At 73.3% G+C, this 12,457-nt stretch carries 11 protein-coding genes and 1 pseudogene; 5 read left to right on the forward strand and 7 right to left on the reverse strand.

Features of this window, described 5'->3' with window-relative positions; translation table 11 throughout:
- From ACXJKF_RS21930 to ACXJKF_RS21945, 4 genes and pseudogenes are all read left to right on the forward strand, one after another.
- A pseudogene (locus ACXJKF_RS21930) lies at positions 1-828 on the forward strand (hypothetical protein); the annotation flags it as partial.
- A 49-nt stretch (positions 829-877) separates the two neighbouring features.
- Positions 878-1,594, forward strand: a complete 717-nt coding sequence (locus ACXJKF_RS21935) for a DUF5701 family protein (protein ID WP_456789861.1) — start codon at positions 878-880, stop codon at positions 1,592-1,594.
- A gap of 13 nt (positions 1,595-1,607) precedes the next feature.
- The gene (locus ACXJKF_RS21940) at positions 1,608-2,036 is read left to right on the forward strand and encodes a YdeI/OmpD-associated family protein (protein ID WP_456789862.1); all 429 of its coding nucleotides are present in this window, start codon (positions 1,608-1,610) and stop codon (positions 2,034-2,036) included.
- 76 nt (positions 2,037-2,112) lie between these two features.
- Entirely contained in the window at positions 2,113-2,823 is a 711-nt protein-coding gene (locus ACXJKF_RS21945; protein ID WP_456789863.1) for a hypothetical protein, read from the forward strand.
- Positions 2,824-2,839: 16 nt separating this feature from the next.
- Here ACXJKF_RS21945 and ACXJKF_RS21950 read toward each other — a convergent pair whose 3' ends face one another.
- The 7 genes from ACXJKF_RS21950 to ACXJKF_RS21980 all read right to left on the reverse strand — a co-directional run bounded on the left by ACXJKF_RS21950 (position 2,840) and on the right by ACXJKF_RS21980 (position 11,633).
- Positions 2,840-3,139 (reverse strand): hypothetical protein, encoded by a 300-nt coding sequence (locus tag ACXJKF_RS21950; RefSeq protein ID WP_456789864.1) that lies wholly within the window; start codon positions 3,137-3,139, stop codon positions 2,840-2,842.
- Positions 3,140-3,143: 4 nt separating this feature from the next.
- The gene (locus ACXJKF_RS21955) at positions 3,144-3,806 is read right to left on the reverse strand and encodes a LiaI-LiaF-like domain-containing protein (RefSeq protein WP_456789865.1); all 663 of its coding nucleotides are present in this window, start codon (positions 3,804-3,806) and stop codon (positions 3,144-3,146) included.
- Positions 3,807-3,839: 33 nt separating this feature from the next.
- Positions 3,840-4,901 carry an RDD family protein gene (locus tag ACXJKF_RS21960; RefSeq protein WP_456789866.1) on the reverse strand — a complete coding sequence of 354 codons (1,062 nt, stop codon included), beginning with the start codon at positions 4,899-4,901 and terminating at the stop codon, positions 3,840-3,842.
- Between the two features lie 210 nt (positions 4,902-5,111).
- Positions 5,112-5,462 (reverse strand): hypothetical protein, encoded by a 351-nt coding sequence (locus ACXJKF_RS21965; RefSeq protein ID WP_456789867.1) that lies wholly within the window; start codon positions 5,460-5,462, stop codon positions 5,112-5,114.
- Complete coding sequence (locus ACXJKF_RS21970; RefSeq protein ID WP_456789868.1) at positions 5,459-7,048, reverse strand: hypothetical protein; 1,590 nt, start codon at positions 7,046-7,048, stop codon at positions 5,459-5,461. The genes ACXJKF_RS21965 and ACXJKF_RS21970 overlap by 4 nt, the downstream gene beginning before the upstream one ends.
- Positions 7,049-7,390: 342 nt before the next feature.
- Positions 7,391-10,813, reverse strand: a complete 3,423-nt coding sequence (locus tag ACXJKF_RS21975) for a hypothetical protein (protein ID WP_456789869.1) — start codon at positions 10,811-10,813, stop codon at positions 7,391-7,393.
- Positions 10,814-10,982: 169 nt separating this feature from the next.
- Entirely contained in the window at positions 10,983-11,633 is a 651-nt protein-coding gene (locus ACXJKF_RS21980; RefSeq protein ID WP_456789870.1) for a DUF4203 domain-containing protein, read from the reverse strand.
- A gap of 117 nt (positions 11,634-11,750) precedes the next feature.
- Between ACXJKF_RS21980 and ACXJKF_RS21985 the strand changes: the two genes are divergently transcribed.
- The gene (locus tag ACXJKF_RS21985) at positions 11,751-12,302 is read left to right on the forward strand and encodes a hypothetical protein (protein WP_456789871.1); all 552 of its coding nucleotides are present in this window, start codon (positions 11,751-11,753) and stop codon (positions 12,300-12,302) included.
- Positions 12,303-12,457 lie beyond the last annotated feature (155 nt).

Below are 12,457 nucleotides of genomic sequence, written 5' to 3' on the forward strand. Positions count from 1 at the left end.
GTCCCGACGCGCGCCGTGCCCGACTCCGGCGCCGACGAGCCCGCACAGCTCCCCACCCGGGCGAGCGCCCCGGCGCTGCCGGAGCGGGCGCCCGCGACGGAGCAGCCGCCCAGCTCTCTGCCCACCCGCGCGCACGCGTCGTCGCCGGTGCCGCCGGCCGACGAGAGCGCGTACCCGTCAGGCCTGCCATCTCGTCCGTCCGACGGCGCGGGACCCGCGGGGTACTTCGCCACCGCGGCGGGCGCCTTTCCCACCCGCCACGTCGTCGCCCCTGCGCCCGGCGACGTGAGCCCGGGGCCGACCCGGCCCGCCCACACGTCGCTCGCGTCCGCGTTCCCCAAGACCCCACCCCCGGCCCCGGCACCTGCGCCTGCGCCAGCTCCGCCCGTGCAGCCCGAGTACCGGGTCCCGGCCGACCTTCCGTACCCGCCGTCGCGGGCCGCGCAGGACATCGCGCTCGGCGTGCTCGAGCAGGCGCTCGGCATGGCGGTCGCGCCGGAGGGCCCCGGTGCACCGTTCGCGGTCGTCGACGGCAGCCCCACGCAGGACCACCACCCGCGCCGCTTCGAGGGTGACCCCGCCCGCGCGCTGCAGGAGGCCCGCGCGTGGGTGCGCAGCACCGGGGCCGTGCGTGCGGCGGTCGCCTGGTTCGGGCAGCTCTCGCCCGAGGAGGGCGACGCGGTGTTCGTGGAGGCGTCGGACGCGGGTGCGCCGAGCCTCGTCGTCGCGCACCGCTACAACGCCGTGTCGTACGACGAGGGCCGGACGCGTCCCGCGCGGCCCGTCGGCGACCCGATCGTCCTGGGCCAGGGCGTGCCGCTGCTCTGACCGCGTGGGACCGTGGGGCTGATCCGGACCTCGACCCGAGGGGAACGCCATGGGAGTCCCCGTCACCACCGTCGACCCGCTGCTGCCCACGGTGACCGCGCCGCCGTCGGCCGCGGCGACCGCGTTCGACCCCGACCTCGACGTGCAGGCCGAGCTCGACCGCCAGATCGCGGCGTATGTCGAGCTGGGCGTCGCGGCGCTGCTCGGTGAGGACCCTGCCGCGTTCCGTGCGCGGCTCGCGCCACTGGCGGAGGTCGCGACCACCCCCACGGAACCGCCCGCCATGGAGGGCGACGACGTCCCTTTCGTGCTCGTGCTACCCGGCCTGGACCTCAACGACGTCGCCCCCGCGATGCGCCGCGGCAGCAGGCTCGGCGTCAGTGTCATCGACCGCGACGAGGCCCCGACCTACCGGCCCCTGCCGGACGTCGTGGTCCCCGCGGAGCCGTACCTGCTGTGGGGCATCGACACGGGGTCGGAGTTCTGCGACGTCCGCCCCGAGGAGGCGCTGGTCACGATCACCGGACGCGGGCGCACGCCGCTGACCATCGACGAGGGCGTGGCGCTCGTCGTCGTGCGCCCGGACATGCTCCGCCCGAACAAGTGCTTCTCGCTGCTGGCGTCACGCACGGGGACCAACCAGCGGGTGCCCGCGGTGTGGATCAGCGAGCGGCGCGCGAAGCTCGGCTGGTGCTGGGACCGGAACCCGCACACGTGGTTGGGCGCCGCGTCCGCCGCCGACCGGCTCGTCCGCGCCGACGCGTGACTAGGGTGCGACCATGCGCTTTCGCAGCACGATCCAGCTGAGCGGGAAGTCGGCGACGGGCATCCCCGTCCCGCCGGAGACGGTCGCGGCGATGGACCGCGGGGCACGGTTCCCCGTCGTCGTGACCATCAACGGCCACGCGTACCGGAGCACGGTCACGCCGTACCGGGGCGAGACGATGCTGCCGCTGAGCGCCGAGAACCGGGTGGCCGCCGGGGTCGAGGCCGGTCAGCAGGTCGACGTCGACATCGAGCACGACGACGCCCCGCGCACGGTCGAGGTCCCCGACGACCTCGCGACCGCCCTGTCCGGGCCCGCCCGTGCCGCGTTCGACGCCCTGTCGTTCAGCCGGCAGCGCGCGATCGTCGAGCCGATCGAGGCTGCGAAGACCCCGGAGACCCGCGAGCGCCGCATCGCGAAGGCAGTCGCCGAGCTGGGATAGCCGGCTCCCCGGGCTGATCGCGGGTCAGTCCACCGCTCGACGGGCGGCGACGCCCCGGCACCACTACCGTCCCGGGATGCGCAGACTCGTCGTCGCGGCCCTGGTGACCGCGGTCCTCGCCCTCACCGGGTGCTCGTCGTGGCCGCCCGACCCGAACCCTCGCCCGGACGACGGCGCCGTCGAGCAGCCCGACGACCGCGAGGAGCCCGTCACGGTCGACCGTGGGACGGCGGACGACGCGACGCTCTCGCTGACCGGCGACGCCTCGTCGATCACGCTCGGTACCGACGCCGCCCCGGGCGACCTGCTCGAGGTCAGCGCGACCGCCCCGGACTCCCGGCCGGGCGCGGACCAGTCCGACGGCACGCACGTGGTCGCGCTGGACGGCGGTGCTGCGATCGTCCGGCTGGCCGACGACGTGGCCTGGACCGTCGACGTCGCCGCCGGCGCCGACACGGTGGACGCTGACCTGACCGCCACGAGAGTCACCGGGATCGTGCTCGACGGCGGCGCGCGCAGCATCGAGCTGGCGCTGCCGCGCCCGGACGGGAGCGTGCCGGTCGAGCAGCGCGCCGGCGCGGACCACCTGGTGATCCACCTGCCGGACGGTGTCGGTGCGCGCGTGACGGTCACGTCCGGGGCGGGCAGCGCGCAGATCGACGGGGAGACCACCCAGGGGATCGGTGCGGGCACGGTCCTGACCACCGACGGCTTCGACGAGGCCGACGACCACTACGAGATCACTGTCGCGGGCGGTCTGGGGAGCCTCAGCATCGACCGGGCGTGAATCMGGTCGTCGCTGATCAGGTCTGCGCGCGGACCGGGTACCACCGGGACCCGAACCGGCGGGTCACGCTCCGTCCGCTGATGTCCGCCAGCTCGTCGAGCCGTGCCAGCACCGCCCAGCCGACGCGTCGCGCGGTCTGGTCGTCGTCGGCCTGGAAGCGCACCGTGATGCGCGCCTGCCCGCGCACGACGGCGACGTCGTGCGCCTCGACGGTCGTCATCCCCTCGGCGACCGCGACGGCCTGCGGCAGCACGTCGGGCGCGGCGACCCCCGGCTGGAGCAGGCCGATCGCGGCGGTGACCCGGTAGGAGGGCATCGCGTCAGCTCTTGATCTCGGCCCCGCCCATGATGGCGGTCACGTGCACGATCAGCTCCGGCGCACCGTCCTGGAGCGGGAGGGTCGTCTTGTCGTCCCAGCCGCCCAGCAGGGGCAGGCCGCTGACGCGCACCCGCCACGTCGGGGGGACCTTCACCTCGACCCCGCCCCACAGGGCGAAGATCGCGATCTCCGCCTTGTCGACGATGTCCGCCTCGCGCAGGTCGACCTCGATGCCGCCCATGATCGCCGTGAGGCTGCCGCCCGTGAACTGCTGCGACCGGGTCGTGCGCTCCGACCCCCACCAGATGACGGTCGAGTTGATGGTGTCGTCGTCGGACTGCCGCCCGCCGAAGCTGGTGAGCAGGGACAGTCCGACCAGGATCACGGCGACCGGCCAGAGCTCCCAGAAGTTGATGTCGATGACGTCGAGGGTCCGCAGGAGGAAGAACACCCCGACGGCGATGACCAGCACGGGTCCCACCCATGCGCGCGGCACCGTGACCAGCGCGACGAGGCCGACGCCGATGACGATCAGCGGCCACCAGTCGGCGAACACCTGGCCCAGGTCCAGGTCGACGACGTCCAGCTGGATCAGCAGCGCGATCACCCCGACCGCCACGATGAGCACGCCGAGGAACACCTGCACGGGAGGTCGACGGTCCATGGGCGTCACCGTAGCGGGGCGCGGTGACGCAGGTCAGCCCTGGTACGTGGCCGGTGGCACGGCGGCGTCCCAGTCCGCGCTGTCGACGGTGCAGGCACCGACGGTCTCGCCGTCCACCACCAGCCGGGTCTGCGCGGTCCACCCCGGTCCGGCCGAGTCCAGGTCGTCCGCGGATACCGTGGCGGGGTCGAAGACGGTGGCTCCGTCGAGGAAGCTGCTCGCGATCGCGTCCTGGGTGATCTCGATCGTCGACCCGTCGGCCCGCACGACGTCGGTCTCGAACCGTGCGTCGCCCGGCTCGTCCGGTGAGGTCCACGTCCAGGTGATGCGCAGGCCCTTGTCGACGTCGCCGTCCGTCTCCCGGCTGATCCACAGCCGGCCCTCGTGCATGCTCCCGCCCGTGCGGGCGACGTCCGCGGAGGCGGTCCGGGCCAGCGTCCCGCCGTCGGTGCACGGCACGGCCGACTCCCAGGACCCGCCCCAGGAGCTCGAGCCCGTGGAGAACCCGACGCCGAGCACGCAGACACCGAGTGCCGCCACGCTGACGATGGTCGAGCCGAGCGCCGACGGCTCGCGCCGGAACCGGGCGAACCACGGGTGCGGCGCCGGCTCGCGCGTCTGGACGGCCAGCGTCCCGACCATCGAGTCGGCGAACGTCTGCCTGCGGGCGTTCCACAGCGGCCGCAGGTAGCCGATGAGGAAGATCGCGTCGATCGCGTGCGCGATGACGCGCAGGCCGGCCGCGAGGAACCCGGCAGGACGACCGTCGGACACGCGCACGACGGCGACGCCCGCGACGCGCTTGCCCGGGGTAGCACCCGTCCAGCCCTGCAGCAGCAGCATGACGACCACCAGACCGACCAGCCACGGGCTGGTGAACCACGCGACGGGATCGACGTCGCCGGTGCTGCTGGCGCCGCCGAACGACGGGGTCAGCGACGGCTCCTGCCCGCCGGACCCGAGGGCGACCCACGTCGCGCCGCCGAGGATCGCACCGTCGAGCAGCGCCGCGACCACCCGACGCGTCCAGGAGGCGAGCGGCGGACCGTCCACGGGCGCCTCGAGGTCGGGGGGCAGCACCTCCGTGTCGGTCACGGCCAGATCGTGGCAGGTCGCGGCAGGTCTTGTCCCAGGAATGACCGCGACGTCACACCGTCGCCCGTGCCGGGCTCCCGAAGCCGCCCGCCCTCGGTCGGGCCCGGCCAGGCCGACGCCCCGTGCGCTCCGCACGAGCTCGAACCCGACCTGGGTGCCGCGAACAGCCGCAGAACGGCACTGGTGTCGGGTTGGTCGACAAGCCGGCGGTCAGGCGGGCGCGATCGACTCGACGGGGTGGATGCACGGCCCGGACACCGAGGCCGCCGTCGGCGGGTCGGTGGGGTGCGGCGGCATCGTCCGGAGGAACGTGCCGACCACGCGCACGCTCCGATCGGCGAGGCGCTCGATCTCCTCCAGCGGGCGGCGATGGTCGCCGTGGCCCCAGGCGCCCAGGTACGGCCCCTCCTCGCTGCCGAACATCACGACCACCTGCTGCGCCGGCGGCTGCTGCGGTCCGCGCACCGGGAGCGGGTCCCAGACCTTATAGGTGCCGACGACCTCGACCTGCTCGCCGTCGTGCGCCTCGCACTCGGCCAAGGTCGTGCACGTCACCGTCACCGGTCGAACTCCACGGTCGTGTGGTACTCGGCGTCGTCCCAGGGGCGGTTGTCGCTCGCGGCGGTGTACGGGGCGTCGAACTCGAGGTGGGAGATCGTGTCGTTGCTGAAGACGTCGCTGTCGATGACGCGGACGCTGATCTTCCCGTCGATCGGGACCAGCTTGTCGAGCGAGATCCAGAACGTGTTCATGTCACCGCTGCTCATGTCGAGCGCACCCGTCTCGGCCTCGCGTCCGCCGTGGTTGCACCGCACGTAGACCTCGTCCTCGCCCTCCTGCGCCGACTTCACCACCACGGTGACCTTGAGCCACCTGCCGCGCAGCTCGGCCAGCAGGGCCATCTTCTCGCCCTCGTGGGGGCTGGCGTTGTACCGGACGACGGCGTTCGCCGTGGACATCGCCGCGGCTGCCGCGATGAAGGGCGACGGGTCCTTCGTGGTCGCGGCCGCCAGCGTCGTGCCCTTGCCCACGCCGCCGACGCCCGCCCACTGCTCGTGCCACGTCTGGCCGGGCTTCGTCGGTGGGCCGTACGTCGCGAAGTACCAGGCGGTGTCCTTCGCCGTGTACCCCTCGTCCTTGGTGTAGTTCTCGAAGGTGATCCGGTCACCCCCCGCGACCATGACGACACCGCCCCAGTGGAAGTTGAACCCCGTACCGCCGAGCTCGTCGTCCCGGCGGCGGGTGAACGCCTCGCCGACCCCTGGTGCGGCGTACCGGTTGATCCCGTGCAGCCGGTCGAACGCGTCCTGGTCGGCGGCGCTCAACGCGTTGTACGCCGCGTGGGCGGTCGGTCCGTCCGCGCCGAGTCCGCCCGCGACGAAGATCTCGTCCCGCATCTTGGCCGGCTGCTTGGTGGCGGACGTCTCCGCCCGCGCCCCCGCGTCGTCCAGGTACACACCCCGGGGAGAGGTGTCGGTCCCCGACGGTCCCTGCACCTCCCGCGCCGAGTACCCGCAGTCCGCGTAGAACTCTTCGCCGTCCTCGTCGGACAGGATCTTGTAGCCGGCCTTCACGGTCGTCCGGTTCCCGCTCCCGTCCGGCGCGGGACCGCTGGGCCCGGCGCCGCCCACCTCGAGGCGCACCCCCGACTGCTTGGCCTTGAGCACGGCGTTGGACTCGACGATGAGCGCCTCGTCGGCGAACAGCGCGTGGGTGTCGGCGTCGGTGGTGACCGTGCGACCCTCGTCCCCCACCTTCGCCGTGCCACCGACCTTCCAGAAGCCGGAGAGGGCCTGGTCCGTCTCGGGGACCTCGGTGAAGTCCCGGGATCCCGAGGGGACCGCCGATCCCGTCGCGCCCACGAGCCCTCGCGCGGACCGTCCGGCGCGGATGGTGCCGGCGACAGCCTCCGCGTGCCCCTCGGCCCCCGCACCGTGGTCGCGCGTGAGCCCGGCGTGCTGCAGCTGGTGGGCGTACTCGTGGGCCGCGACGCGGAGGGGTGGTGTGCCGGACGAGAAGTGGGTCGTCAGCCCGTCGGTGTAGGCCGGCACCCCTCGCGCCCTGCATCCCGCGACGTCGAGGAGCGCGGCGCCCGGCACCGGCGCTCCGGTCGCGGCCTCGATGGCGCCGCGGTGGGGGAAGCGCATCGGTCCTCGGCCGGGTCCTGGCTGTGTGAGGAGCTGCGCGACCGCACGGTTGCCCCCCTGCCGCTGCAGGGTCAGCAGCCAGCTGTCCGCAGGGGCGGGTTGCGCCGGCCGCGTCGACTGCCGCTGGACCGGGTCGTCGTTCAGCCGGTCACGCGCGTGGCCTCGACGGACGGTGTGCACGACGTCCTCCCGACGTGGCGATGGTCGCGGGAGCGCGGCGCGTGGCCCGCCCGGACGCGGCCCGCGGCGCCGAACCAGCAGCAACGCCTTCTTGCATAGTGCCGACCTCCGCACCGAAAGACAACGGTCCCGCGGCATCCGCTCGACGCCCACCGGCCCGGGTCAGCGGGCGGGGACCTCGACCTCCACGCGGACGACGTCGCCCGTGCGCCGGAACAGCCGCTCGCTGACGTCGGCGTCGAGCGCGCCGTCGACACCCTCGACGCGGGTGCCGTCGGCGAGGTGCGCGACGACGGCCGGCGTCGTACCGGGCCCGTCGGTGCGCCGGTAGACGACCGGTACCTGGCAGAACGTGAACGCGAGCGACCCGGCGGGGAGCGCGAGGTTCTGCTCCTGCTGGGTGAGGTCGTGGTAGGTGAACGTCGTCGGGGTCGCGGTCCACTCGTCGGCCCGCAGGAGGTCGGGCCGCACGACGACGCGCCCGCCCTCGACCCGCAGCCCCAGCTCGCCGAGCCGGGTGAGGATCTCCTCCTTGACCTGGCCGGTCATGCCGGGCTGCCGGGCGCCCTTGCCGGCAGGGGTGTGCGAGTACGGGTCGACGGGGAACGCGCCGTACACGTCGGGGGTCTTGCAGTAGCCGAGCCCGAGCCGGATGTCCTCGTAGGCGTCGGCCAGGCCAGCGACGACGGCCGCGTCCGCGTTCTCGGCGACGGCGCGCTCGTGGTTCTCCTGCACGGCGAGCAGCAGCTTGGACACCATGTGCCAGTAGATGCTGCCGAGCCCCTCGTACGCGAAGAACGACCCCGACCGGCCGGTGAACTCGGTGTGCCGGAACACCTGCTCGAACACGTCGAGCACGGCGTCGCGCCCGTCGGCGACGCCCGGGACGTCCGCCTCGTCGAGAGCCGCGTCGAGATCGCGTGCGTTGTGCAGCCCGGGCGCGAACCGGTGCTCGCCGCGCACGTCGCGCAGCACGATCGACGTGTCACCCGCCGCCACGAGCGCCCCCAGCAGCGGCGCGGACGCGGCCTGCTCCGCCGTGATCAGGTTGCGCGCCAGGAACGTCGGCAGCTCGCGGTCGGGGTAGAGCTGGTAGGAGTTCTGGTCCGCCCGATACAGCGCGCTGCGCCGCAGCACCCGGACGAGCTCCAGCGCCTCCGCGGAGGTCAGCAGGCCCGACGACAGGACGGCGACCTGCCCCTCGAGCATCTCCTGCAGCCGTCCGACCGTCGCGCCGTCGCGCAGGTCCAGCAGGTTGTACGAGTGGTACAGGCCGTCCTCGCGACGGTTGGCCCGCAGCGCGGCGTCGACGTAGACCTGGGCGTCCGCCAGGAACGCCTGCACCGACGACACCCGCGTGCGCTCGCCGCTGAAGCCGGCGTACACGCGCGTGCGGTAGGCGGTGCCCGCGGCACCGAGCGCATCCATGACCGCGCGGCGGGCGTGGTCGTCGAACCCCGTGGCGGCCCGGTCGACGTGCGCGTCGAGGGCCGCGGACACCTCGGCCAGCAGGCCCGCGAGCTCGGCCGTGACCGTCAGGTCGTCGGTCAGCAGGTCCCGGGCCAGGGTCAGGGCACGGCGCAGGTAGGCGAGGGTGACGACCGACAGGCCCTTGCCGACGAGCGCGTTGTTCGCGTCGTTCCACTCCGGGCGCTGCGTGTTCATCCAGATGCCGCCGTCGGGCACGAGGTTGACCACCTTCGCCAGGATGGTCAGGAGCAGCTTCTCGCCGAGCGACACGCGGACCAGGTCACCGTCGGGGCCGTGCACGAGCCGCCCGTCGGCGCCCTCGGTCGCGATCCGCCGGGTCACCCGCTCCTCGGCCTCGGTGTCGAAGGTGATCGTCGCGATCGGCTCGACGACCGTGGCGTCGTAGGTCGCGATCCGGTACGGCACGTCGGCGTGCGTGAAGACGGCCCGGTCGACGAGCGCCTCCAGCCGGCCGGGGTGGAACCGGCGTGACGCCTCCAGGAGCTTGACCAGGTAGATCACCTGGTGGTCGCTCCAGTAGCCGATGTTCGCCCACGGGTTCGACGGCTCGGGCACCTCCCAGTCGATGCCGGAGCGCGAGATCCGGTAGGGGTTGTACCCATCGGCCGTCGTCGCGTCGAGGAACACCGCCACCATCGACTCGACGTACTCCGGGAACGACCAGGCCAGCGCCTCCCAGTTCTGGAAGATGTCCCGCCAGTTGCCCTGGAAGTCGACCAGCGTCTCGCCCTCCGCGTCGGTCAGCGCGATCCGGAACTTGTTCCACGGGCGGCTCGGGTCGCCGTGCCGGCGGCTGAACGTCAGCGGCAGGTACTCGCGGACGAGGCGCAGCAGGTCGGGGTCGCCGGACGCGTCGGCCCGCGCGGCGAGGTCGTCGACCTGCTCGGTCGCCGCGAGCCCGTCGAACCACGCGCCGCTCCGGTCTGCCGTCCGACGGCTGCGCTGGCCGACGAACGCCCGCAGGTCGGCCGTGCGGACGGTGTACCCGTCGGCGAGGACGCCGCCGCGCATGATGTTGAACAGCACGTTCGCGCGGTGGTGCGCGGTGGCGAGCTCGTCACCCGTGACCTGCGCGGCGTCGGCGGTCCCGACCAGGAGGTCGAGGTGCTCGCGCGTGCCCGCGACGTCCGCGGCGAGCGCTGCGGCGGCCGCGGTCGGGTCGGCGAGCAGGGTCTGCAGCCGCACGACGTCGGCGGCGCTCTGGTCGACGTCGGCGACGACGCTCCACCGGCGCTGCTCGCCCGGGGCGAGCGTGAGGTGCGCCCGGACCAGGTAGGCGCCCTTCTCACCGCGGACCTCGTGCTCCGCGACGACGGGGCGGCCGGTCGCGAACGCGGTGACCTGGCGCACGGACAGCAGGTGGTCGACGTCGTCGAGGCCGACCTGCCACGCGACGGTGGTCGCGAGGGACTCGCTCGGGTCCGCCCTGTCCGTGAGCGTCGAGTTCAGGTAGACGAGCCCGAGCCCGGTCGCGTCGACCTCGGCACGCTTGTACGCGTCGAGCAGGCTGCTGAGCTCGCCCTGCGTCTGCACGGTGACGCCCGCGGGCAGCAGGTCGACGAACCCGTCGAGGACCTCGGCCCGGACCTCCTGGTCGGTCGTCGAGGCGACCTCGACCTCGCGCACGACCCCGTACCGGGCGGCGGTGCGCCACGTCACGCGCACGCGCAGACCCAGGTCGGGGCGGCTCTCCTCGAACACGAGCGTCGTGCCGAGCGGGTCCTTGTAGAGGTTGCGGTCGGCGTGGGGGTCACCGGGCCGGTGCGGCGCGAAGGGCTGCCAGAACGTGGTGCCGACCCGCAGGAGGGTCAGACCGCCGGTGCGGCCGGCACCCGCGGCGACCTTGTCCTCGGTCGCGTACGGGAACAGCGCGCGGTCGGCCTCCTCGCGCCCGGCGGTGACGCCGCCGGTGCTGGAGATGAACAGCCACAGGTCGCTCGCGCCGACGAGCGTCATGAAGAACGGGGGGAGGTCGTCGTAGGACGTGATGCGGTAGAAGCGCAGCCCGTCGAGGTCGACGAGCCCTGCCTCCGGGGCACCGGACACGTGGCCCAGCCCGTCCGTGGGTGCGGGCGAGAGAGTCTGCGACGCCATTGCCGATGTCCTTCGTGTCATGCGCGCATCGCCGGTCCCGGGCGGGCACGAGGGCCGCGTCGGGCGGCCGTGGGTGCGCTCCCATACATTGACACGTGTCACCGACGAACGCAAAGACCGCCCGGCGCAGGCGCCGACGCTGAGCGGTCGGCGCTGCGCCGGGCACGTCTCACGACGACACGGCGCGGCTCTGCGCGTACCAGGCCTCGTTGACGCTGCGGCGCACCGCGACCCGCTGCCGGGTCTGGGCGAGGAAGCCGATCACGACCAGCGCCACCAGCAGCAGCCACCAGCCCCAGCCTGCGTCGACGGCGCTGCTGAAGCCGCCCTCCGTGAAGTCGGCGGAGTTCAGGGTGCCCAGCAGGAGCATCAGGCCGGCGACCACGCTGACCGCTCCGGCGAGGGAGCTGGCCACGGCGAGCACGATCATCGGCATGTTCCCGATGACCGACACGATGCCGAAGATCGCGCCGACGACCACGCCCAGCAGGACCGCGACCCAGCTCCAGTCGATCCCCAGGGCGACGATCAGGCCCGCGCCGACGACGTACCCGAACGCCGCCATCGCGAGGATCACGGCCACCGCGTAGTAGAGGTAGGCGAGCACCGCGAAGATCAGGGCGAACACGAACCCGGAGACCCAGCCGAGCGCCGTGCCGAGGAAGCTCTCGTCCGCGAGCGAGGCGAACAGCCCCGCCCCGAACGCGAACCCGGCGAAGAAGCCCYAGATCGGGAGGACGAGMCGCAGCACGAACTGCCCCGCGAAGAGCATCACGCCCCCGGCAACGATCGCAAGGATGCCCAACAGGATGTCTGCCATGTCAGCAATGTAGGACTCGCGGGCCGCGGTCTGTGCCGAAACGGCAACGAGTCGTCATTCCTGGACCCGATAACGTCCGGATGCCACGTTTCACACCACCCTGCCCAGGAGATCCGCATGACAGAGAGCGACCAGACCGTGCCCGACCCCCACGCGAGCGGCGCCGCACCGTCGATGCCGGTCGCACCGCAGTACCGGGACCAGCCGGTCGCCGCTGCGCCCGTCGACCGGCCCACGTCGGTGACGCGAGCCGTGCAGCTCATGTACGTCGGCGCTGCGCTGAGCGTCGTCGGCATCCTCGTCGCGTGGACCACGAAGGACCAGCTGCGCGAGCAGGTCGAGGCGGCGAGCCCGACCCTGACGCCCGACGCCGTGGAGTCCGCCACGACGATCTCGCTGGGGTTCGCGACCGTCGTCGGCCTGGTCGGCGTGGGCCTGTGGCTGTGGATGGCCGCCGCGAACGGTGCTGGCAGGTCGTGGGCCCGGGTGCTCGCCACGGTCCTCGGCGCGCTCGGTGCGCTGAGCGCGGTCTTCAGCCTCACGACCGGGACGGGCGTCACGATCGCGCTGCAGCTGCTCTCCCTCGTGCTCGCCGTCGCGATCCTCGTGCTGCTGTGGCGCCCGGCGTCCTCGGCGTACTTCCGGGAGCGGTCCGCACGGCAGGTCTGACCCCCGCACAGGGCGGCTGGGCGACCCTCCCGTACGGGTGGCCGCCCAGCCGGTGCGCTAGTCGATCGTGACGGGAKTGGCCTGCCACGCGGTGACCGGCGCTGGGGCACCGATCTGCCCGGTGTTGTTCCTCCCCCACCCGTACGCTGCCCCAC

It is taken from the genome of Cellulomonas sp. P5_C5 (assembly GCF_054049655.1).